Below are 23,361 nucleotides of genomic sequence, written 5' to 3'. Positions count from 1 at the left end.
GACGAGCGCCGTGCCCGCTCGTGATCGTTGGCGCTCGGGCAATGATGGTGGGCTGAAGCATCTACCCAGACGGCATTCCCGTTACGCGCTCCGCTTGTACTTGGCGCTTATGGCTCTCTCCGTACGGTTATACTCCCGGCCGTATTCACAGTTTTACAGGCGAGATATGCCCATGTCCGAACCCCTCAGCACCGATGTCCTGATCGTAGGCGGTGGCGTCGCCGGCCTTTGGCTGAATGCGCGCCTGCGCCGGCTAGGCTACTCAACGCTGCTGATTGACAAGGGCGTACTCGGCGGCGGACAAAGTGTGAAATCGCAGGGGATCATTCACGGCGGGACAAAGTACGCCTTGAGCGGCGCGCTGACTGGCGCCTCCGAGGCCATCGCCGACATGCCGCGGCGCTGGAGTGAAGCGCTGGCCGGCAGCGGCGAGCTGGATCTAACCGGCGTGCGGTTGCTATCTGATGCGCATTATCTATGGTCGCCCGGCACCCTGACTGGCAACCTCACCAGCTTTTTCGCCAGTAAGGCGGTGCGCTCGCGGGTTGGCCAGGTCAAGGGCAGCGAGTTGCCGCCCGCGTTGCAGGACCCGCATTTCAAGGGCAAGGTCTATCGGCTCAGTGAATTGGTGCTGGACGTGCCCAGTCTGATTCATCGTTTGGTGGAACTTGCTGGTTCCGGCCTGTTGGTAGCCGACAAAATCGAGCCACTTCAAGAAAGCGGTGAGTTGGTGGGGCTGATTGTCGACGGCCGCGCCGTGCGAGCGCAGCGCATTATTTTTACCGCAGGCGCTGGCAATGCCGAATTGCTGAGCGGACTCGGCCTCGCGCAGCCGGCGATGCAGAAGCGCCCCCTGCATATGGTGATCGTCAAAGCCGCCACGCTGAAGCCACTGTATGCACATTGCCTGGGCGGAGGCTCGAAGCCGCGGCTCACCGTCACCAGCCATCCTGCAGCCGATGGCGAATGGATTTGGTACTTGGGTGGCGACCTGGCCGAGGCCAGCGGCGTTGCGCGCGACGAAGCGGCGCAGATCGCCGCGGCGAAGAAAGAGCTCGGAGAACTCGTGCCCTGGATCGACCTGTCCGACGCGCAATGGGCCACGCTGCGTATCGATCGAGCCGAGCCAGCCCAGTCAGCGCAAGCACGGCCAGACAATGCCTTTCTCGCCGAGCAGGGTCGACTGCTGGTCGGCTGGCCGACCAAGCTTGCGCTGTCGCCGGATTTCGCTGACCGCATCGAAAACGCACTGACTCGAGACGGCATCAGTCCGCAGCAGCATCCGCCTCTTCCAGAGCTGCCACGTCCCGCCGTAACTGGCCCCTTCTGGGAAGGGCTTCTGCCATGACAGCTACACTGCACGACCTGCACCGCCCGCTCGGCAGCACCGGCTTGATGGTTTCACCACTGGGTCTTGGTACCGTCAAGTTGGGGCGCGACCAAGGTGTGAAATACCCCAACGGCTTCAGCATTCCCGATGACGCGCAAGCACGTCAGTTGCTTGGGCTGGCGCAAGACCTGGGCATCAATCTGATCGATACTGCGCCAGCTTACGGTGTCAGCGAGCAGCGACTGGGGCCTCTCTTGCACGGCCAGCGCGACCATTGGGTGATCGTCAGCAAGGTCGGCGAAGAGTTTATCGACGGCCAGTCGCACTTCGATTTTTCGCCTATGCATACCCGCCTCTCAGTCGAGCGCAGCCTCAAGCGACTGCAGACCGACCGCATCGATCTGGTTCTGGTGCACTCGGACGGACATGACCTCGACATTCTCCAGCACAGCGGTGTTTACCAGACTCTTGCCGAGCTCAAGCGCGAAGGCAAGATTCTCGGCTATGGGCTATCCGGCAAGACGGTAGAGGGAGGCTTGCTCGCGCTCGAACAGGGTGATTGCGCGATGGTGACCTATAACCTCAACGAGCAAAGCGAAAGGCCGGTGCTCGACTATGCTCATACCCACAGCAAAGGCGTCCTGGTTAAAAAAGCCCTTGCTAGCGGCCATGCCTGCCTGAAAGCACGCGAGGATCCGGTCAGGCTCAGCTTCGAACTACTCTTCGCGCATCCGGGCGTGGCCGCAGCCATTATTGGCACCATTAACCCGCAGCACTTGTCAGAAAACGTGCATACCGCTGCAGCCGTTTTATCCCAACAACAATAACGACGGCCCTACGGCCGACCCCGACGCAAGGAGGAGCCGAATGCCGCGCGTGCTGATCCGCAAGAACCCCACCGTATTCAAGACCCTGCCGGTACTCGTCGATGCCAGCCCGGAAGGACTGCGTTACCAGAGCCTCGGCAGACCGCTGAACTTCAGCGAAATGCTTGAGCGCCGCCGGCCAGCCGATGTCGACGACCCGGCCCGCTTCAGCATCGAACTGGCAAACCTCGGCGTTTCGGTACGCCTGACTCTCTGCTGGCAAGGCCAGGAATACTGGGTGCTGGTGAGACAACAAAGGCTGGACCGCGGCGATGTTGTTCTCAAACTTATTTCCGGTTATGTGCCGGCGCACGAACTCAGCCTGCCACTGCTCACTGCGATCCAGGAAGTAGCCGAAGAATGTCTTCTGGAAACACCGGAAGGCTGGCTCGCTGGGCGTTTCGGCGACATATGGCTACCCGCGCCCTACCAGGACAGCCTGCGCTATCGCGAGGCGGTGCATTTCAATCTGACCTCGTTGTCCGGATCGGCCAAGCCAGTGCAATGCGGACAGATGACCCTGATGGAGCGGCCTCGGGCTTATGTACATCTGCCCACCGCATCGCTGCAGCTGGTCTACGACATGCGCCTGGAACTACCGAAAGAGACACGGGAACTGAGCCTGTTCCACGTCGATGAACGCCTCGATGACGGCAAGCTGGTTGCGCAGTTGGATCGCAGTCGTCCCGACCTTTATTTGATTCCGCTACAGCAAGGACGACCAATGGCAGCGTTGCTGACCCTGCGTAAAGGCCAACCGGTGCCCGCCAGCACGCGCGGCCTATGGTTGTCGGAGAGTTTTGCCGCCCAAGATGAATGGGTCGTCAGAGACGAACGGATACGCTGGCGGGACTGGATCGGTACGACTACTGTGGTTGCATCTCGGTAAACGTATACATGATGCGCCTGACCGTCCTGGGCCAGGCGCGGAGCCAAAATCAGCGACTACGGATTTTCTCGACTATCGCGGTGGTGGAACTGTTCTCAACTAATCCCAGCACCTTGACGACGCCGCCATATGCGGTGACCAGGTCGGCGCCAACTACCTGATCGACGCCGTAATCGCCGCCTTTGACCAGTACATCCGGTTTGACCTGCGCCAGCAGGTTTTCCGGTGTATTTTCGGCAAAGCAGACAACCCAATCCACCGCGCCGAGGCCCGCCAGCACAGCCATGCGCCGATCCACAGAGTTGATCGGCCGGCCCGGCCCCTTCAAACGGCTCACCGATCCATCATCATTGACCGCGACGATAAGACGATCACCCTGAGCACGAGCCTGCTCAAGATAGGTCACATGGCCGGCGTGCAGAATGTCGAAACATCCATTGGTAAAGACGATCTTCTCGCCTTCGGCGCGGGCATCCTCAATGGCGGTAAGAAGCTGTTCGAGTGTCATCACGCCGCGCTCGGAACCCTCTTCGCGTTGCACCGCGCGGCGCAACTCAGGCGCGCTGATGCAGGCGGTGCCCAACTTGCCAACTACGATGCCGGCGGCCAGATTGGCCAGAGCAACGGCCTGCGGCAGCTCCTCGCCTGCGGCGATGGCCGCCGCCAGGGTCGAAATCACGGTATCGCCAGCGCCGGTGACATCGAACACCTCGCGTGCGCGCGCCGGCAGGTGCAACGGAGAATGTTCTGGACGTAGCAAGGTCATTCCGTGCTCACCGCGCGTTACCAGCAGCGCCCCAAGCTCCAAGCTGTGCATCAGCTCGGCGCCCTTGGCGACCAGCTCAGCCTCGTCGGCGCAATGACCGACTATGGCTTCGAATTCGCCGAGATTCGGCGTGATCACCGAGGCACCACGATAGATCTCGAAATCCTTGCCCTTAGGATCGGCCAGCACGGGAATGCCGCGTGCTTTTGCCGCCTGGATCAAGGCCTGATGATTGCGCAGCGCGCCCTTGCCGTAATCGGACAGAATTAACACCTTGACACCGCTCAGTAGCTGCTCGACGTCTTTCAGTAACGCCGCCGGATCGGTATCGAAGGGTTCCTCGAAATCCATGCGCAGCAACTGCTGATGCCGGCTCATCACCCGCAGCTTGATGATCGTCGGCTGATGCTCGATCGACTGGAAATGCGCCTCGACACCGGCCGCCGACAGGCTATCGATCAAACTCTGCCGCGCCTCGTCGACACCGGTAACCCCGACCAACACCGCGGGTGCACCCAGCGCGGCGATGTTCAGAGCGACGTTAGCCGCACCGCCCGGCCTATCCTCCACCTGATCGACCCTGACCACCGGCACCGGCGCTTCCGGCGATATCCGAGTGGTGCCGCCATGCCAGTAACGATCGAGCATGACATCGCCAACCACCAGGATAGCGGCTTGGTCGAATCGGGGCATGGATAGTTTCATTAGGGCTCCGGAGCGAAAGCTAAAACGGACGCGATCATAACATGGCGTGAATAGTGGTATTCCCACAAGGATCAGGCTATGCAGCCCTGCTCAAGGAGCGCGCAGCCGGCTAAAAACATCATGAAATCTGCCCAACGGGCGCATCCTCGGGTCCATCATCGAACTGCGTGGAATGTAGACGTGCATAGTATCCATCCAAGGTCAGGAGCTCGTTATGGGTGCCACGCTCTACGATCTGCCCCTTATCCATGACGAGAATAAGATCGGCTTTTTCGATAGTACTCAACCGGTGAGCAATCACTAAAGTTGTACGCCCACTCATAACTTGATCCAGCGCCGCCTGAATATGCCGTTCGGACTCGGTGTCCAGCGCTGAGGTTGCTTCATCGAGAATTAGAACAGGGGCGTTCTTCAGCAATGCTCGTGCAATGGCCAGACGCTGGCGCTGCCCACCGGAAAGCAGCACACCGTTCTCACCAACCTGAGTGTGATAGCCTTGGGGCATCTGCTCAATGAACTCATCGGCATATGCGGCCTCTGCGGCGTGTTTTATCTCATCCAGCGGGGCCCCAGCCAGATCACCATAAGCAATATTATTCGCCACCGTATCGTTGAATAAGGTGACTTGCTGAGTTACCAACGCAATATGCCGGCGCAGATTACGAAGCTTGTACTTGTTTATATCGATACCATCAAGAAGAATTTGGCCTTCGCAGTGGTGATAGAAACGCGGAATCAAGTTAGCCAGTGTAGACTTCCCACTACCGGAACGACCGACTAGCGCGACCATTTGTCCAGGCTCGGCTGTAAACGAAATATCGTTAAGCACCGATGCTTCTGTAGATGGATAACTAAAGCTAAGCCCGCGCACTTCCAAGCGACCTGCGACCCTCTCGCATTCCTCTTTGCCATCATCGAGCTCGGGCTCTTCATCAAGCTGCTCGAATACGCTCTCTGCGCCAGCAACGCCTTTCTGGATTGTGGAGCTGACTTCCGAGAGTTGGCGAATTGGCTTGGGCAACAATCCTGCCAAGGATATATAGGCAATCAGATCGCCAGCCGATGCATCTCCTCGCAATAACAGAACGAGAAACATAAGGACCGCCATGGCACTGTAAATCACTAGCTGCAGACTAGGTGTATATACCGCGTTAGTCTTCACCATTCGTAGTTGCTTGAGCCTGTTATCTTCACTAGCGTTTTTGAAGCGTTTTTTCTCATAGCTCTCACCACCGAAACTACGCACCACTCGGTAACCTTGGATGGTTTCTGATGCGACATGCGTAACGTCTCCCATGGCAACTTGGATTTTTTTGCTCTGTTTGCGAAACTTGCGGCTGGCGCTAACCACCATGAGACCTATCACTGGCAGGATCGCCAGCATCACGAGCGTCAGCTTCCAATTCATCCATAGCAACGTGGCAAAAAGAAAGATTACGGTCATACCTTCGCGCACCACCACTTTAATCGCATCGGTGGCAGCACCGGTCACCATGGTAACGTTATAAGTGATCCGCGAGATCAGATGCCCGGAGTTATGGTTGTCGAAATAGCCATTGGGTAAGGTCAGCAGATTGTTAAACAGCGCTATCCGCAAATCCTGAACAAGTCCCAGAGAGACCTTAGCCAGAAAATAATTGCCTAAAAACGAACCAATACCCTGCCAGAGCGCGATCAGCACGATTAATAAAGGTACCGCCTGGAGCAACTTGAGCTCTGCCAGCCCAGGGTAGCCGGCGAGATAGGGGACCGAAGCGAAAAAGCTAGCGTCCGGATTGTTCAGTCCATCGACAAAAAATTTGAGCATATAGCCGAGCATCGGCTGGGTGGAGGCAAATATCACGAAGCCCAGCATGCTAACGGCGAACAAGCCCCAGTACGGGACAACGTAGTGCAGCAACCGCAGATACACCTTCAGGCTGGATTGCTGGGTAGAATTGGCCATTCGGCAACACCATGAGACGGCTAGAGGAACAAGATGCGGATTGTAACAGCGCAGGAATTGGAAAGCTGGTTAGCTGGCGGCACCGTGCTTGAAAGAGATAGCAGGGGGCCAAAGGTCGTTGCATTGGAAAACCAGCTGTTCCTGAAAATCTTCCACACCCGTCGACATCCAGCATTGGCACGCCTGCACCCCGCAGCCCTGCGCTTCGCTCGAAATGCGGCGCTGCTGGAAAGCGTCGGGGTCGCAGCGCCTACCGTTGTCGATTCGTTCTGGTTAGATCGTGCGCAAGGCTTAAGCGGCTGCCTCTATCAACCGCTCCCAGGCGTGTCGTTAGAAACACTGTTTGAGCAAAGCCCCAGCGAGATACATCGCCTTTTACCCGAATTGGCCAGTTTCATTCATCAGCTTCACGACAAACGACTGTATTTCCGTTCCCTTCATGTCGGCAATATCTTGCTGGTGGCGGAAGGTCGTTTCGGTCTGATAGATTTCCTGGACCTAAAGCGCAACGCATTCCCGCTTACAAAGTGGCACATCAGGCGAAACCTTCGCCATTTAATTAGCCATTTAGATCGCAGAAAGCTGAAAGGCTTTCCTGCTACAGAACTTTTCCAGCTGTATTTCAAGGGCTCGCGCGGCAATGAACATACAGGGACGATGGACAGCCCGAAGTAATCCGGCTCTACGCGCCAGAGGCATTACCTATTACCCCGTCGGCGACCAAGCATCCCCGGCCGTCCTTGAAATGGCTAGAGGACTAATTAGCTCCCGTCAACAAATGGGTCGTCATCGTCTCGCGAGAGCTTGCGATAACAATGCCACCCAAAAAATATTTATCAAGACCGCGCGGATCGAGAGCCTTCCGTCGCGCATCAGGGTCAGCCTTGGCCTGAGACGCCGCTCGGGCATCTATGACTGGCCCTTGGCTGAACTACACAACAACGTGAATGCTCGCCTGAGAACCGATCTGATTCCAAACCTGATTGGCTATGGATTCAAGCATCGACTGGGTTTAGTGGATGAAGTTTTCTTGGCCTATGAGCATCTCGAAGGGCATATGCATGGACTTGAGTGGGTCAGGCGCCACAAGGAAAAAGTAGCGGACCTTGTAAGAGCGGCGCTTAACCTTATTAGCAACCTCAACCATCAAGGAATCTACCACCTTGACTTATGGGCCGCCAATATCATGTTGAGGCCAGACGGGCTTGATGGATTAAAAGCAATCGACCTTGAGAACTGCTTCATCGGGACCACGCCTCATCATAGCGAGACCCTAGGCTTCCAATACGGCTTCCTCTACCAGTACGCGTTAAATGAATACATAACTGAAGAGGAGTTCGATGCGCTGGTGGCCAACCATCTAATGGAGCGCGAATATGATATAGACCAGCTGCGTTTCTTGCCTTTTTATGATCGCTTCAAGACATACGGGCAGACCGCAAAGATCGCTATCTCATTCCGAAGCTTGGTTTGTTAGTTAGAGGCAAACCAGCTAAAAAGACGACGTATTAGCGCCGTAGCGCGATAGCCAACCGGTATCTCTGCAACACAGCCCAGGCGGCTATGTGCTCGGGCAGCTTACGAGCGCCTCGCGCGAGGCGACTGACAAGAGTTTTATCATGTCTTTTACGCCAGGTTCCAGCATAAAGGTGGCGAGTTATCTGCTTAACCGCAGAGGAAGCCCCTCCTTTAGCATCGGCCAGCCGCCCGATTCGCAGCACGTGCGCGGCGCTTATCATCTGGTCACTATCCTCGCCAGAAAAACCATACTCCAATAGCAAACGACTGACTTGGTTGACATTTACCATTTCCGCGAGGTGTCGATCATCGAAAGACATTCGATCATAATATTCAAGCATTGCCTGCGGCAGCCAGTAATCTTCCACAGCACCAATGATAGATGTTGCGAAACGTTGTCGGTCTTCAAGACCAATGAAGAACTCATCCGCCATTAACTCATCGAAGCGAGCTCGAACTTCCACATCAACATCAAGATAAATACCGCCACAACTACCGAGCACGAGCATACGCACATAGTCCGAAACAAAGGCATAACGGCCAGCAGCGTACGCAGCAGCTGTGAAGGGATGGCTAGCCGGATCGAAGTTTGACTCATCCCAGCGCACCAATTCGTAATCAGGCAGATGGTAGGCCCACGAAGCCATGCAGCGTTTAGCCTGGAGCGGCAAGGGCCGCCTCCCAAACCAACAATAATGGATTCGCCGTGGAATCATTGAACTACGCCTTTGCTTAAATACGGTAGCGGGTCTCCGGACATAACGCCACCAATAGCTAATCCATGATCTCGCCTCAAAGAATCGAGTCGTTCGTAAAGCATCGCGACCCTGCTTCGATAAATATTTATGTCCGAAAGTTGCCCTTCCATGGCAGCAAGCGAACGCAGAGCCTGTACTGCTCCGTTAATTGCCTTCCCTAAAGGCCAGCCTGGCGGTGTGACAGTCTTCCATTTCTTCTTCCCCAAAGAACCTTTGCTAGCAAAGGCTTTAGCGCCCAGCATCAAATGTTTCAACCTAGGTCTGTCAGATAGATAGAACGAAGGATCATAGAATCCATGCAATTGTGTTAATTCCAATTTCAAATCAAATGCGTCACCCCAATCACGCCATTTCTCCGTGTTAAAATGCCGACCGAAACTGAAAGCTCTCCATGGAACCCGAGCGATGTCGGCCAAAATCGCGCCGTGCATCGCCTCAGAAAGTACCAAGTCAGCGCTGCACAACTGCTTCATAAAGAGATCTGCAGATAGCAGGGGTGAGACAAACGTAAGGCCACTTTCCGCACAAAGCCGGCTCCAATCAAGCAACCTCAAGGATCGATGATGCGGAACCACAACGATCTTCCCCTCGCGACGCGACATCGATTGCCAGTCAAGTGTTGCCAGCAAATATGATGCGTCCGCAACAGCCTTATCCGCTGACAAACCTAAGCATCGAGCTGTACCAGCTCCCCGAACCGCATAAAACTTCCAACGCGCATCAATAGTCGGAACGGACCCGTAACCAGCTCCGGTACCGAAAACTAGCACACGGCGTTTATCCGCCAAACGTTTGCAAAACTCTTGGTTCAATAGCGTGCCCACTCCTAAGAGGGCAGTATCGGGATCATGGAAATCCGCCAATAAGGTGTTCCACATCCAACCGTTGAGCTCATCGCCAACGTTGCAGCTCCCGGTAGGGTAGACCACATTCATACCGAATCCTCGGCAGGCAGTCCGGAACGATCACTACCGGGCCACTTATCGCTTTTAAGACCAGCAGTCATAGCCAGGCAGAGGAAAACGGGCAGCCAAACAGTAAACCATTCTTCTCTGGGCTTAACCCAAGGACCGACACCGTCAGTAAACAGCGCCACGCCAGAAAAGGCGCACAAAGTACAAAGCGCTAGCCCGCGATCGGTATGGCGCCACTGCAAGGCCTTGTAAAGAACGCAAAGCTGCAGAGCTAGCCACAGCAGCAATCCAATGATCCCTAATTGGATTGCTAGGTGGAGATATAGATTGTGTGCATGCTCGAAGGACACGCGCAGCCCTTCTATTGATAGCAAATATTCGGAGCCAACCCCTATTCCTATCCATGGCCCCAGTAGCAGCTGGCTATAACCAGTGCTTAGCAGCTCCGGCCTATAGGAATAGCCGCCCCGCAACATCACTTCGGGCAAGAGAGTCGTTAGGAGCACCGATACCGCCATAGCGATAAAGAGGCAAAACAGCGCACGCCTGGACGGGCGGCAGATGACTGCGAATACCATCGCGCAGGCCAAGGCCAACATCGGCCCCTTACTTCGCGACATCAAAAGAAACGCAAGGTATCCCAGACTGGCCAGAAGCCACGCCCAACGTCGCAAGGCATGAGGCAGCTCGTTGCGCAAGAGCAAACCCAAGATTCCAAGCGCACCCATAACATGCGATGCGAGGATAGTGTGATCCATATGCCCAGTAGCAACTGCACGAAACTGCCAAGGCCTCGCGTCGAGAATGTACAGACCAAACAGAGCGGCCCAGGCCAGGCCGCCGCCAACCAAAGCTCCTAATGCGAGTACGCGCCAAAACAGTTTTGCGTTGAGGGAGGCCAAGGCAACCCATGCGTTGGCCGCAAGCATCACGTAGAACAGAACCTTGACCCGCCTCTCTTCGCCCCCCCAACCCATTGAGGCCCCTGCCCATGCAGTAACACTGAGCAAGAGCAGCAGCAATAGCGGATCCCAGGCATTCCGAACGTCTCGGAACATAACAAACGCCACGAGGCCTGGAAGCCAGGCGAAGAGAATCAAACCCTGATGGTAAAGCTTGCTGCTCGGCAACAACTGCATACCAATTAGCATCCACAACAGACCGATGCATAGCCACAAAACAAACAAACGTCTACGTATCGATTCGTCTGCCCAAGCTGTAGTCAAAAAGCTAAAACGACTCAACTCGGCCACCCTTTGTAACGCAGACCAGCCCATAAGCGCTGCAAGAACTGCCGTGTTTTTAGCTTCGGCTTGCGCACTACCTGCTCGATATCGCTCATATCGTTCAAGGCCTGTCGAGCTAAAAGCGGGGTTACGAACAAGGACTTTATTTGAGGCGAAAGCCGCTCGGAATAATACCAATCGATCGGCAGGCCGGAGCGCGGCGCTTCACAGAGAATGCGGTCGTACATTGAGGACTTTACGATATATGCGTGCGCCAACCGCACGCGGGTCACACGGAGCAAGTTCGGAGAAACCCTCAGTTTGCTACTACCTTTTTTGATAGTGCCGCCCAAATACAACATATCCCAGTTCTGGTCGCGTAGCTGCCGCGCCACCCGATTAAGCACGTTCACGCTGTAGGGCTCGAACAAACAGTCGTCTTCCAATACCAGAACCTGGGGCCACCCGTTGGTCTTCGCCGTTGCGATAACGGCCAAATGGCTACGCATACACGCCCAGGTTGCAAGCAATTTGCGTTCGGAATCCTTGCGCTCTCCGTCCACTTCTTGGAGAAACTTTTTTAATTCTAACGGTGGCTGATCATCGCCTAGTTGCGGGAAAGCCACTGCAGGGAAGCGCTGCGCGGACACCCCTAATCTTTTCAGGTTGGCCTCGGTCCGCAACCAGCGATCCGGTCGGGAATCAAGGTTAATAATACAAGCGTGTTCAAAGGGCCAAGGCATAGATCGGGTTCGTAACAGATTAGAATTATGAAACACTAGCGCCCGTTCAGGCTTGACAGGGCGCGTGCCCTGCTAGAGAAAAATAAGGGATAGGCTCACGCTGCAGCAGACACTCAAGCAACTCTAAATTGCGCTCTAGCCCTCGCACCCCTTGTTCAAGATGGAAGTTTGCAAACCGCGCCGACGCTTCCAAGCATTGCGGATAGTCCCGAAGAACTCGCAAGAACTCGCTGGCAAGCGCATCAGGAGAACGGATTCTAGAGCCAAAGAATTTTTCTTGCCGGAAGATGTCGGCATCTTTAGACAGATTGACGAAAAGCACCGGGCGGCATGCGAGAGCAGCCTCGATTACCGCGTTGGACATAACGTTAATCACAACGTTTGCCTGGGCAAGCGCGTCGGACAGAGTGCAGCAGGCAGGTAGCACTGTCAGATTCGGAAGGGTTCCGGCCGCTCTTTGCCAGAAGGGCACCTGACTACGAGGGTGAGCCTTTATCAGGACCTTACGCTCAGGGTTCTGCTGCACCCAGTCGCGCAGCATAGAGTAGGTATTGTTATAGCCTGCCTCCTTCTCCTTATCCGGACCGACACCCAGAATGAGCACCGCCCCTTGGACCGGCTCAGCGGGAGGTAGGTCGTAGGCCATATCGATCATATGCGAACCGGCAAGTACAGCCCGGGACCCGCCGAAGCGCAAGGGCCTGGCCCGTAGCGCATCCAGCGAACTTTGCCCGAAAATAAAGTAATAGTCGTAGTCGTTCATGCTCAGCCGAGGAGACGACTCAACTGTCGTCGCGTGTGCCAGCTGTACCAGTAGGCGGCTGCGACGATTAAGCGCAAGCCGCAAAAACGGGCTATATAGGCTGCCGTTACGGTCGTTGAGTAAAATGCTTGGCTGAAATTTTTCAACTACCCACTCAGCGTAGGCCGCATATCCGAAATAACGCGTCGGCACAGCCTCAGGCGGCTTTCTGAGCTGCCGTTGGCGCACAATCGCATCGCGCTCCTCGATCGCAGTTTCGATCAGGCTGTGCCCGCGAGCGCGCAGCCTTTCGATGAAAAGCCTCTTTCGCTGAAACTTGATAACTTTCGGAGCTGACTGCAGCAACAAGAAGTCGCAGCATTCAATTACCACCACGTCGGCTACACTGCGCCTCGCTCGTACACCAAACAACCAGTCATTCATGGCGTCACGCATAAAGCGCAACGCACTACTTAAGACACCGTGCCGCTCACGCAAGAGCAACCAGCGGTAGCGATCCAGTGCGCTGGCCTTGTCGCGCCATGAGCCAGTCAAATTCTCTTCCGACATGGCGGTCTCAATGAAAATTTCGGGTCAAGGGCAACGACCAAAACAATCTAAAGGCCGCCTGGTCTGAAAAGCGCAATTGAAGATCGTCCAGCATCCGCTGCCGCAATTCTGCCAATCCATCAGCTGCCGACTGGCGTAACAGGACTGCTGCCAGCTCCTCGTCATCGCCCAGCTTGAATACCCGCTCATCACTTGCAACGACTTCACGACCGCCACCGCAATCGGTCCCAATTACAGGCACCCCTGCCGCCATCGCCTCGAGTAACACCATTCCAAACGGCTCATGATCCGAGGTCAGAACGAAAATATCGAAAGCCGGGAAATAGCGTCTCCCGCTAGAAATCTGCCCTAAAAACCGCACACGCTTCGCGATGCCAAGGTCGTTTGCCAGGCGCCTGAGCGCGTCTTCCAGCCTGCCACTGCCCATTATTGCCAGCAGGCTCCCTTCCGGCAGCTCTGGCAAGGCCTTAGCGAACCCGCGAAGCAGAGTCGCCTGGTCCTTGTCTGGGTGCAGCCGGCCCACGTTGCCTATTACCCAAGCATTGTCGGGAAGACAAAGAAATTGCCGCGCCGCGTCACGGGTAATTAGCTCCCCACGAATGGCGTCGAGATTTACGCGGTTATAGAGGGTCTCGATACGGTCTGCTGGCCAAGAGGGAAACGCATTACGAATGTCGTCGCGTACAGCATTGGACACACCTAGCAATGCTAGGCGCTTGCGGTAAAGGCCAGCAAACAGGCGGCGGTAAAGACGCTCGTAGTCACCAAAAGCATGGTGTACACCGATAACTGGCAGCTTACTTCCAAGCAAGGCTATATAAACCGGCTTGAAACGATGGGCAATACAGAACGTGAATGGACGCGAAGCCGTAATCCGCCTGATATCTCGGATGGCCTTGAGCTTTAGACCACGCACCTGCGGACTGGAGTAATTAAGAAACACCACCTCATGGGAAGCAGAGCCTTGCTCAACCTCCCGGTTCGGCGCACCTGTGAGATAGACGGTACAGACCTTATAGGATGTGCCTTCGAAAAGCGCAGCGTATTGCCGTGCGCAATCAAGGAACGGTCCGTCATAGCCGTGGCAGAACTGCAGCACCCATTGCTCAGATGTTGCCATGCCAGTCCTTGCTATCCTTCACAACCAACACATCTTCCATGATCAGATACTGCAAATCCGACCCGTAGAACATATTCAGAGCATCAGTCGGTGAGCAGATCATCGGCTCGCCGCGGCGATTTAGCGACGTGTTCAACGACACCCCGTTACCGGTAAGCTTTTCCAGCTCCAGCATCATGTCGTAATAGCGCGGGTTGTATTCGCGTTTGAGCACTTGCGCGCGGGACGTACCGTCCTCGTGAACCACTTCGCCGACACGCTCTTTCCAGCCCTCGTTGACCTCGAAGGTAAAGGTCATGAATGGGCTTGGATGGTTGACCTTGAGCATCTGTGGCGCCACGGTGTCGAGCATCGACGGGCAGAAAGGTCTCCAGCGTTCGCGGAACTTGATCTGCTCATTGATCCGGCTGGCCACGCCAGGCACGCTCGGACAACCGATGATTGACCGCCCGCCCAATGCACGTGGGCCGAATTCCATACGGCCTTGGAACCAGGCTACCGGGTTGCCTTCGACCATAATCTTTGCAATGCGCTGCGGCATGTCTTCGATCTGCTGCCAAACTGGCTTGCTGGGATGCCGTGCGCAGGCTGCGATGATGTCTTCGTTGGAGTAGGACGGCCCTAGATAGACGTGCTCCATCTTTTCCACCGGTACGCCCCGCTGATGAGAGATGTACGCCGCCGCGCCAACTGCTGTGCCGGCATCGCCGGACGCGGGCTGAACGAACAACTCCTTCACGTCGGGGCGAGCAATGATTTTCTGGTTCAGCTTCACGTTCAATGCGCAGCCGCCAGCGAAAGCAATCTTGCCTGTCTCACGAATGATGTCGCCGAGATAGTAATCCATCATTTCCAGCGCCAGCTTTTCAAATAGCGCCTGCATACTGGCTGCGTAATGAATATAGGGATCGTCCGCGATGTCGCCTTCGCGCTTGGGTCCCAGCCACTCGATCAGCTTTGGCGAGAAGTAGTAACCCTTGCCCTTTTCCTTGTAACGGCGGAAACCAATCACGTTGGCGTAATCGGTATTGATGACCAACTCACCGTTCTCGAATTTGGCTAGCCGCGAGAAATCATATTTTGCGGCATCGCCATAAGGCGCCATGCCCATGACTTTGAATTCGCCGTCCAGCATCTCGAACCCAAGGAATTCGGTGATGGCGCCGTAAAGGCCACCCAGCGAATCCGGGTCGTAGAACTCCTTGATTTTATGAATCCGGCCGTTTTCGCCGTAACCGAAAAAGGTCGTGGCGTATTCGCCCTTGCCATCGATACCGAGGATTGCAGTCTTTTCCTTGAACCCTGAGCAGTGGTAAGCGCTGGAGGCATGAGCCAGGTGATGCTCGACTGGCTCGATCTTGATCTTTTTCAGATCGAAACCGAGCTGCTGCAGGCACCACTCGATACGCTTCTTGTACCGGTAGTAGCGACGATTGCCGAACAGAATGGCGTCCAGCGCACGATCCGGCGCGTACCAGTAGCGTTTAGCGTAATGCCAGCGCGCCTTCTCGAAAATGCTGATCGGCGCGAAGGGAATCGTCACCACGTCGACATCGGACGGCTTGATACCAGCCTGCTCCAGGCAGAACTTCGCCGATTCGTAAGGCATGCGGTTCTTTGCATGCTTGTCGCGCACGAAGCGCTCCTCTTCTGCCGCCGCGATCAACTTGCCGTCAATGTATAGAGCGGCGGAAGGATCATGACTGAGGGCGCCGGAAAGGCCAAGAATCGTCAATGCCACGGTATTTGCCTCTTAATCTTCGATGCTGGTGCCGGGCACCGCAGGTAAACGTTGGTTGAGCAATTGATACAGCGCGCTGTCGGCCGGCCAGTTGCGCAGAAATCTCGCGCGATCCCTGGCATAGGCGTGGGCGAAGCGCTTCGCGCTGCGGTGCTGATGCATCGCATCGAGATCGATCAACGCCCAGCGCCCTTTATCCCAGAAAAGGTTATGGCCCTTTAGATCGCCGTGACTGATGCGCTCACGCAGCAAGGCGGCAAACAGCTTGCCCAGCGCATCAAGCTGTTCTTGCGGCGGCGCGCCGTCCACGTACGGCTCAAAGCTAGCGATTATATCCCGCCCCGGAAGAAATTCGGTAATTAGCCAGGCACGACCGCGCAGCCAGAACCAGCGCGACTCGCGCACAGCCAGCGGCCGAGCGGTAGCGAAGCCGAGTAACTCAAGGCGGTTGCCCTCCACCCAGCTGTGCCAAGCACGACTCGGTCGCCAGAAGCGTTTGAGCCAATGACCGACGCCCTTAATGTTGTACCGTTTGATCAACAGCGCTCGATCACCTACGACGACACGCGCGACTGTGGCCGTACCGCCATTTTTGTACAACTGGCCCTGCTCGATCAGCCGGTCAGGATCGGCCAATGCCTGCTTCATAACGTCCTGTTCATCGCGCCGCATTGCCAGCACGCCGCTGGCTCCGCGGCGAACGCTGAACTGGCTGCAATCGCGGGCGACCTTTTTCAGGTAGTCGGCCATGCGCCACCGGCGTACACGCGCAACCTCGCCGAGCAGGCTCTCGAGCGGCAGCGCATGCTCACTGTTTACCTGCAAGTAATGCACCAGCAACTCTTCGATAAAGGAATCCATCTCGGCTGGCAGCTGGGCAAAGAAGACACCGAGATTTTCTAGCACACGCTGTCGTGACAAAGGTTGCCCGGCCACCTCGGCTTTCACCCCGCCCCCATCGACTATGTGCAGTTGGCCCTCCGCGCGCAGCACGTTGTCTAGATGCAAATCGTCCTGCCAGATCCCACGCGCGTGCATACGAGCGATCAGCCCAAGCGCACCACCCAGCACAGCTTTCTGCCGCTCGGAGAGAGGATTGTCGTGCTCGACTAAGCGCCAAGCGTCCCACAGGCTATGCGCACCTTCGAGAAAGGCAAATAACAACCAGCCGCCATCACCGTCGCGCCAACCCTTCGCAAGCAGCGCTGGCGTGGGCAGCCCCTGGTTGGCAAGAAGCGCGGCGCCTTCTTTCTCTCGCTGATAATGGCGTGCAGCTTTTCCCCCGACGAAGAGCTTTGCCAGTACACGACGCCCCTTGCACTCGCCCTGCCCGACATAGCGGTGACCTGGAAGGATGCGCAACCATGCGTCGACCCGCAACTGGCAATGATCTTCCAGTCCGAGCTCCAGCGGCAGCGCAGTGCTTCTGCCCGCGCCAGCCAACGATCGCAGCGTCATTCTCATATTTCCTTCTGATTGCGGCACTTAGCCAGAGGGTGATACTTGTGCCTCACTGACTAATGCCCCTGATAGGCGTATGAGAACAAGCGTGCTCCGGCTCACCCCACTCCGATGCACGCGACGCATGACGCGCCCAGTTCCATTGAGACAAAAAATGCTGCCATGTTAGGAGACGCCAGTATCGCCCTAGGCAGAACACCAAACCACGAAAATTAGGCCGGGAACATTGTCTCGGCCCGCCGGGCGCCCGGTTCGGCTCGCTGTCAGTTAGATCAGCACACCAACCGCTTTCGAAGAAAAGTTGTTCAGCCTGAGAAACGCCATCGCTCATTCGCGCCCCTGAAAAAAGCGCAGTATTTCGCCGATGCGACGTTTATCGCCTGCTGTCAGATGCGCCCGATTACTGTACTGCAGATAAAACCTTAACCGCTGAGTCCGACTCAGCCGATATTTCGCAACCTTGTCGAGGCAGGCCAAGTCCTTAATGATACGCCGTGTAAGTAGCGCTCCCCACCAGAACGCTCCTGTCGGGCAATCGATGAAAAATAGCCGCCGTTGCGGATCAACCAACAGATTGCGCCACTTCAGATCGTTATGAGCAAAGCCCTGCTCATGCATCATCCGGGTCGCTGAAGCTAACTGAGCACTGATCGTCCGGACCCACTCTGGTTCCTTGAGCCGCTCGTCTTGTGCCGCCGCCAGCTCAGCCAAGTTCAGCGTATTGTTGAGTTCGCGGGTAATGAGCGCGCCACGAACGAAGGCGCCTCCCCTGCGTTCCAGACCATAAGCGACAATAGGCGCGGTAGGAATTCCCCAACGCTGGAAAAGCTTCAGATTTTGCCATTCAGCCTTTACGCGTGGCCTGCCTATATAGCGGCGCAGCCCCTTTCCCGCTCCGGTGTAGCGCTTGATGTAGAAGCGCACGCCGCCTCGCTCAACCCGGATCACTTCAGAAAGCGGATCGCGTGTCAGCCGCTCCCCCTTGAGCGCAAAAACGCTAGCTAGGCTGCCAAAGTCGGTGGCGAGCGCAGCGTATTCCGGATCAAGCATCCAGCCCGCCATTAACTACTTACCTTTAGCATGGCAAGCGCGGCTGGGATGCGCCGCACCGGCACGAATGGGCGCCAAACGTAACGCCCCATGACCTTGAGGCTAAACAAGGGTCGAACCACCTTATTATGCGGATTGAAACCTGGCCGCCAAACGAACTCGGCATGCTTACGGGTAATTGTGAAAGTATGCAGCCCCATCAGCGACCCAAGATGTCCGCCGCCAGAATCATTACTGATGACCGCCTTGCATGTTGCCAAGTGATCCATCAGCAACTTGATACTGCTGAATGAGCGAACCGGGAAAGAGCCAACACTCGCCTGGATCGCCTCGTGCTCGCCAGGAACACAAATGAAGTCGACCTCCCAACCTTGGCGCGACAGCCGTATGGCGAGCCGCGCAAAGCCGGAAAGCGAGTAGTTTTTCTTCGGTTCGGGCGTCGTTGGAAATATCGAAACTCGCTTAACCGAGGCACCGCATGGCGGTTTGCTGATAGCCACATGTATAGGCTCTTTGCAGACGAGTCCGAAAACGGTCTGAGCGTATTGATCAACCCATTGCACCATATTCCAGCCAGACCGTGATTGCAGGCAAATCGGCCGGCTTGCACCGGGAAAGAAGGTATCAGCGACCCGCACTTCGCGCCCATCGAGCCCTAGTTCGCTGGGCAATTTTTTCGCAGTGACATAGGCAATGTTTGGTTTAGCGATGACATCTGCGACGACTTCTCCGGTCCGATGCAGCCAATTCACATAGCTGACGACTAGGTCATGATCGCTGGCGAGTTGCTGCAGCCGCAGCCCAGCATCCGGCGCGAGGTGCAGCCAAGGGAAAAAATTCTGCGCTGAAGCCAGCAGGCTTGAAAAGAAACTCACATGTGCCCCGTTGCAATGGAATATCCAGGCAAGCCGCAAATACACCGTCACATCGCCTAGCGCAGGGCACGGCACGATGACCACTCGCTTTCCTGCGAAACTCATACAGGCTTTTTGATTAAGCACCTCCTGACTCACAGCGCATCTCCGTAGCGCTCTTTCCGCGCATGCAGGCGCATAGCCTTACGCTCGAGTCGTACCAGCAGCGCTGACTCATCCCGCAGAATTTGGCGCAGTGGCTTCTGGAAATACCCTCGCAGAAACCTCAACTTGTCGCGCCGGGTCAGGCCGATGTTGAGCGCCGAGAAATACAAACCGGCCAAGTCCTTATCGCGCCAACGCTGCGGCGTCTGGCTGCGGACCTGGGCGCGGTGGAGATCGATCAAGGACAGGCGAATATCGTCGGCGTGGATGGGCTTGTCCGTGTGCAGAAGAAAGTGGCAGATATAGCAGTCGCGATGGTTCACGCCGGCGCGATGCATGGTGCCGGTCATGCGCGCCACCTCGGCAACCAGCGCGCGCTTGAGCGGTGGCTCAGGCGGATTCTGTAGCCAATCGGCGCTGTAATCTTCGAGGCTGACCGTGGGCGCCAGCTCCTCGGTGATGATGAACGAATGCTGCGTGGCAGGATTGCTGCCGCGCTCGCCATAAGCCACCGCGGTCATGGTCGGCACCCCAACCTCATGCAGGCGCTGTATCGCACGCCACTCCTGCCCCGCACCCAGCACCGGGGCCTTGGCAGTGCTCAGGTTCTTGAAAATCTCGCCCCAGCCGATGCCGCGATGGATCTTGACGAAGTAGCCGCGCCCATCGACTTCGGTGCGCAATGTGCGCCGACCTTCCAGCTGCCGGTAGACCTGCCCCTGTAACTGCTCGACAGCCTCGAAGGCATCGCGATCAGTCCAGAGCGACTTGAACGGCTCAGCAAGAATCAGTTTCATGGGCGCTCCGCCAGGATCACGTCGGCCGCCCGCATTGGCATGCTGTACAGATCGGCGCTATCGGCGTAGGCCAACGCGTTGCGTGCCCAGATGCTGCGCTTTACGTCGTCGGCCAGCATTTCGGCCAGCATGCGATCAAGATCGTCCTGTTCGAACGGGCTCGGCACCACTCTCCCGCAGTCGGCGGCGGCAATGTAATGAGCGTAACCGCACACTTCGGTCACCAGCACCGGCAACCCGGCTACCAACGCCTCAAGCAGCACGGTACCCGTGTTCTCGTTGTAGGCCGGGTGGATCAATAGATCGGCGCCAAGCAGAAAGCGGGGAACATCGCTACGCCCCTTGAGGTACTCGACATGAGCAGAGATGCCCAGGGTCTTTGCCTGTAGCTGGAACGGCCTGGGATCGTCCTGACCAATCACGAACAGGCGCGTACGCTTTTTCAATGCGCGCGGAAGCGACGCCAGAGCCTTTAGCGTGCGGTCCAGCCCCTTGGTCTTGAAGCCGGAGCCGATCTGCACCAGCAACAGATCGTCTTCGCTCAGCTCGAACTCGTCGCGAAAAGCGGCGCGAATCTCAGCCGCATTGGCGGGTGCGCGACGGTCCGCGGCGATGCCCGGCGGCAGCAGGTGAAAGCGTCCGGCCGGCGTGGCGTAGTGCTTGACGAACAGCGGCTGCTGCACCTCGGAGATCATCAGAATTTCCGTGCTGGAGCGCGGGTCGAACACCGCTCGCTCGTATTCGGCGAAGTGTTTGTAACGGCCCCAGCGGCGATAGATCGGATTGCGCAAGGTTTGCGCCTTGTCTTCGAAACAGGGATCGGCCGCGTAGTAGACGTCGAGCCCGGGCATCTTGTTGAAGCCGACTACACGGTCCACGGGGCGCTTTGCCAGATCCGCCTCGACCCACGCCGTGAATCGTTCATTACGGGTGTGGTTGAAGATTGCTTTGACCGGCGCGATCAGCACTTCGAAGCCTTCGGGTACTTCACCTTCCCAGATCATCGTGTAGACGCGAATGGTGTGGCCACGCCGCTGACATTCCAGCGCGATGCGCATGAAGTCGCGCTGCAGCCCGCCGAAAGGAAAATACTTGTAAAGAATGAAGGCCAGTTGCATCAGTTTGTCTCCGATGACCGCAACAGGGCCTTGAGTTCACTGGCGACGCGCTCGGATTGCAGCTCGTCGAAACAGGGTTTGTGGCGATCGCCCTTGCCAGCGTTCGGGCCGGACGCGCACAGATGCACCTGCGAGCGGCCATAGGCGCCGACGCGGCCCGGCAACGTGGGGCCATACAGAGAAATACTGGGTACGTCCAATGCGGCAGCGAGATGACCGAGCCCCGTATCTACCGCCACGCAGGCTCGGGCACCGGCAACCACCTTGGCAATTCCGCCAAGATTCAGTTTGGGCAATACCGCGACGCCGGGCAGCCCGTCGGCGATGCGTTCGGCACGTGCCTTTTCCTCAGCATTCCCCCATGGCAGGCGAATCGCCCAGCCGAACTCGCTCATCCGCTGGGCGAGCTCGCGCCAGTACGGCTCAGGCCAATGCTTACTCGGCCAGGTAGTACCGTGCAGAAACAACAGATAGGGTTGCTCGTTGGGCGTAGCCAGCAGGCCGCGATCCAGTCCGTAAACAGCAACCGTCTCGGGGGTCGAATAACCCAACGCCTGGGCGAACAGCTGACGCACGCGTTCGAGCGCATGCTGGTCGCGCGGCACGGTGTAGCGGCGGTCATAGAAACGCGCCGCAAGCGGCTCGCGCGCGGAATCACGATCCAGCCCGGCGACAGGTGCCTTGACGTAGCGGGTCAGCCAGGCACTTTTCAGCAAGCCTTGGGCATCGATAACCAGGTCGTAGCGCGTCTCAAGAAGGCGCACCTTGAAGCGCTGCCATTCACCGGAACGCAACGTTTTCAATGGGTGCTTGCGCCAGCGGCGTATCGCCACCGGGATCACTTGGGCCACCGCAGGATGCCAGGCGGGAATTTCGGCGAAACCCTCTTCCACCACCCAGTCGAACTGAATACCGGGCATTGCCCGCTGCGCATCGGTCAACGCCGGCAATGTATGCACCACGTCACCCAGCGAGGAGGTTTTGACCAGCAACACTCTCACTCAGCGCACCTCAACCGGCTGCGGAACCAGGCGATCAAGCGCTTCGATCACTTTCGGCGGATGCAGTTCGCGCATGCAATTGTTATGGCCGAAGCGGCAGGTGCGCTCGAAACAGGGGCTGCAATCCAGCCCTAGACGCACCACCTCGACCTGTTCGGACAACGGCGGTGTGAACGCCGGTGATGTCGAACCGTAGACAGAAACCAGAGGACGACCCAGCGCTGCGGACACGTGCATCAAGCCCGAATCGTTGGAAACCACCGCCTCGGCGCATGACAACAGGTCGATCGCTTCGGCCAGGCTGGTTTCGCCCGCAAGATTGGTCGCTTCTTCACGCAGCCCCGGAATCAGACGCTGCAGAATTTCTTCACCCACGGGATGGTCGTTCTTCGAGCCGAACAGCCAGACCTGCCAGCCGTGACGAATCTTTGCTTCCGCCACCGTGGCGAAGTGCTCGGCAGGCCAACGTTTGGACTCACCGAATTCTGCCCCTGGACAAAGTGCGAGCACGGGACGGTCCAGCAGCAATCCGAAACGCGTCAACGCAGTGTCACGCGTTTCGGAATCGATCCGCAATGCTGGCTTGGGGTACGGCTTGGGCAGCTCGGCGCCCGGCTCGAAGGCCAACGCCATGAAGCGCTCGATCATCAGCGGATAGCGCTGCTTGTCCAACTTGCGCATGTCATTGAGCAAGCCGAAGCGCATCTCGCCGCGCCAACCGGTACGTTTCGGAATGCCGGCAAAAAACGGTACCAGCGCCGACTTCAACGAGTTGGGCAACAAGATGGCCTGCTGATACCGCCCACGCAGGCTCTGCGCGATGTTGCGCCGGGTCGCCATATCAAGCACGCCGTGCCCTACCGGGAAACTCAACGCCTGCCGCACCTCGGGCATCCGCTGGAGAATTGGGCGACTCCACTCAGGTGCGAGCACGTCGATCTGGCAATCCGGATGGCGCTGTTTCAGGCAGACGAACAGCGTCTGCGCCATCACCATGTCGCCGACCCAACTGGGACCCACAATCAGAATATTCATAAAGGCAGCTTCAGGCTTCGGGCCTCAGGCCGCAAGCGCGAGCAGCC

At 57.0% G+C, this 23,361-nt stretch carries 21 protein-coding genes; 5 read left to right on the top strand and 16 right to left on the bottom strand.

Translation table 11 applies throughout. The annotated features are described in order from the left end of the window. Positions 1 to 172 precede the first annotated feature (172 nt). The 3 genes from D7241_RS13805 to D7241_RS13795 are packed head-to-tail and all read left to right on the top strand — an operon-like array spanning position 173 to position 3,085. A complete protein-coding gene (locus D7241_RS13805) occupies positions 173 to 1,348 on the top strand; it encodes an NAD(P)/FAD-dependent oxidoreductase (protein WP_408101991.1) in 1,176 nt (391 codons plus the stop codon). Further along, positions 1,345 to 2,157: an aldo/keto reductase gene (locus tag D7241_RS13800; RefSeq protein WP_408101990.1), complete on the top strand. Its 813-nt coding sequence runs from the start codon at positions 1,345 to 1,347 to the stop codon at positions 2,155 to 2,157. Before D7241_RS13805 ends, D7241_RS13800 begins: the two co-directional genes overlap by 4 nt. 40 nt (positions 2,158 to 2,197) lie before the next feature. Then, on the top strand, positions 2,198 to 3,085 hold the full coding sequence (locus D7241_RS13795; protein ID WP_408101989.1) for a metal ABC transporter ATPase: 888 nt from the start codon (positions 2,198 to 2,200) through the stop codon (positions 3,083 to 3,085). Positions 3,086 to 3,134: 49 nt separating this feature from the next. On the opposite strand, the gene hldE is transcribed toward D7241_RS13795, so the two are convergent. Beyond that, positions 3,135 to 4,556 (bottom strand): bifunctional D-glycero-beta-D-manno-heptose-7-phosphate kinase/D-glycero-beta-D-manno-heptose 1-phosphate adenylyltransferase HldE, encoded by a 1,422-nt coding sequence (gene hldE / locus D7241_RS13790; protein WP_408101988.1) that lies wholly within the window; start codon positions 4,554 to 4,556, stop codon positions 3,135 to 3,137. A 118-nt stretch (positions 4,557 to 4,674) separates the two neighbouring features. Beyond that, the gene (gene msbA / locus D7241_RS13785; RefSeq protein WP_408101987.1) at positions 4,675 to 6,501 is read right to left on the bottom strand and encodes a lipid A export permease/ATP-binding protein MsbA; all 1,827 of its coding nucleotides are present in this window, start codon (positions 6,499 to 6,501) and stop codon (positions 4,675 to 4,677) included. A gap of 33 nt (positions 6,502 to 6,534) precedes the next feature. On the opposite strand from msbA, the gene D7241_RS13780 reads away from it, so the two are divergent. Together D7241_RS13780 and D7241_RS13775 are read left to right on the top strand one after the other, a co-directional pair. After that, on the top strand, positions 6,535 to 7,176 hold the full coding sequence (locus D7241_RS13780; RefSeq protein WP_408101986.1) for a toluene tolerance protein: 642 nt from the start codon (positions 6,535 to 6,537) through the stop codon (positions 7,174 to 7,176). A gap of 103 nt (positions 7,177 to 7,279) precedes the next feature. Next, entirely contained in the window at positions 7,280 to 7,978 is a 699-nt protein-coding gene (locus D7241_RS13775; protein ID WP_408101985.1) for a hypothetical protein, read from the top strand. Positions 7,979 to 8,009: 31 nt separating this feature from the next. Here the strand turns inward: D7241_RS13775 and D7241_RS13770 are convergent, their stop codons facing one another. From D7241_RS13770 to waaF, 14 genes are all read right to left on the bottom strand, one after another. Next, a complete protein-coding gene (locus D7241_RS13770; RefSeq protein WP_408101984.1) occupies positions 8,010 to 8,735 on the bottom strand; it encodes a glycosyltransferase family 32 protein in 726 nt (241 codons plus the stop codon). Further along, positions 8,732 to 9,712: a polysaccharide pyruvyl transferase family protein gene (locus D7241_RS13765; protein WP_408101983.1), complete on the bottom strand. Its 981-nt coding sequence runs from the start codon at positions 9,710 to 9,712 to the stop codon at positions 8,732 to 8,734. Before D7241_RS13765 ends, D7241_RS13770 begins: the two co-directional genes overlap by 4 nt. Beyond that, positions 9,709 to 10,935, bottom strand: coding sequence for an O-antigen ligase family protein (locus D7241_RS13760; RefSeq protein WP_408101982.1), 1,227 nt, complete (start codon positions 10,933 to 10,935; stop codon positions 9,709 to 9,711). Before D7241_RS13760 ends, D7241_RS13765 begins: the two co-directional genes overlap by 4 nt. Further along, positions 10,932 to 11,660 (bottom strand): glycosyltransferase family 25 protein, encoded by a 729-nt coding sequence (locus tag D7241_RS13755; protein ID WP_408101981.1) that lies wholly within the window; start codon positions 11,658 to 11,660, stop codon positions 10,932 to 10,934. Before D7241_RS13755 ends, D7241_RS13760 begins: the two co-directional genes overlap by 4 nt. Before the next feature lie 46 nt (positions 11,661 to 11,706). Further along, positions 11,707 to 12,972 (bottom strand): capsule biosynthesis protein, encoded by a 1,266-nt coding sequence (locus tag D7241_RS13750; RefSeq protein WP_408101980.1) that lies wholly within the window; start codon positions 12,970 to 12,972, stop codon positions 11,707 to 11,709. A gap of 7 nt (positions 12,973 to 12,979) precedes the next feature. Then, complete coding sequence (locus D7241_RS13745; RefSeq protein ID WP_408101979.1) at positions 12,980 to 14,092, bottom strand: glycosyltransferase; 1,113 nt, start codon at positions 14,090 to 14,092, stop codon at positions 12,980 to 12,982. Next, positions 14,079 to 15,833, bottom strand: coding sequence for a carbamoyltransferase (locus D7241_RS13740; protein WP_408101978.1), 1,755 nt, complete (start codon positions 15,831 to 15,833; stop codon positions 14,079 to 14,081). Before D7241_RS13740 ends, D7241_RS13745 begins: the two co-directional genes overlap by 14 nt. Positions 15,834 to 15,845: 12 nt before the next feature. Further along, positions 15,846 to 17,291 (bottom strand): lipopolysaccharide kinase InaA family protein, encoded by a 1,446-nt coding sequence (locus D7241_RS13735; protein WP_408101977.1) that lies wholly within the window; start codon positions 17,289 to 17,291, stop codon positions 15,846 to 15,848. Between the two features lie 330 nt (positions 17,292 to 17,621). Beyond that, positions 17,622 to 18,356 carry a lipopolysaccharide kinase InaA family protein gene (locus D7241_RS13730; RefSeq protein WP_408101976.1) on the bottom strand — a complete coding sequence of 245 codons (735 nt, stop codon included), beginning with the start codon at positions 18,354 to 18,356 and terminating at the stop codon, positions 17,622 to 17,624. Continuing rightward, entirely contained in the window at positions 18,356 to 19,357 is a 1,002-nt protein-coding gene (locus D7241_RS13725; protein WP_408101975.1) for a glycosyltransferase family 9 protein, read from the bottom strand. The genes D7241_RS13730 and D7241_RS13725 overlap by 1 nt, the downstream gene beginning before the upstream one ends. Further along, on the bottom strand, positions 19,354 to 20,160 hold the full coding sequence (gene rfaP / locus D7241_RS13720) for a lipopolysaccharide core heptose(I) kinase RfaP (RefSeq protein ID WP_408101974.1): 807 nt from the start codon (positions 20,158 to 20,160) through the stop codon (positions 19,354 to 19,356). Before rfaP ends, D7241_RS13725 begins: the two co-directional genes overlap by 4 nt. After that, a complete protein-coding gene (locus D7241_RS13715; RefSeq protein WP_408101973.1) occupies positions 20,157 to 21,278 on the bottom strand; it encodes a glycosyltransferase family 4 protein in 1,122 nt (373 codons plus the stop codon). The genes rfaP and D7241_RS13715 overlap by 4 nt, the downstream gene beginning before the upstream one ends. Then, positions 21,278 to 22,279: a lipopolysaccharide heptosyltransferase I gene (gene waaC / locus D7241_RS13710; protein WP_408101972.1), complete on the bottom strand. Its 1,002-nt coding sequence runs from the start codon at positions 22,277 to 22,279 to the stop codon at positions 21,278 to 21,280. Before waaC ends, D7241_RS13715 begins: the two co-directional genes overlap by 1 nt. Then, a complete protein-coding gene (waaF, locus tag D7241_RS13705; protein ID WP_408101971.1) occupies positions 22,280 to 23,314 on the bottom strand; it encodes a lipopolysaccharide heptosyltransferase II in 1,035 nt (344 codons plus the stop codon). Between the last annotated feature and the right edge of the window lie 47 nt (positions 23,315 to 23,361).

Source organism: Stutzerimonas sp. VN223-3 (assembly GCF_045999685.1).
Lineage (GTDB): Bacteria > Pseudomonadota > Gammaproteobacteria > Pseudomonadales > Pseudomonadaceae > Stutzerimonas > Stutzerimonas stutzeri_AR.
Note: the sequence above shows the minus strand (reverse complement) of the source record. Positions and strands in the feature narration are given on the sequence as shown.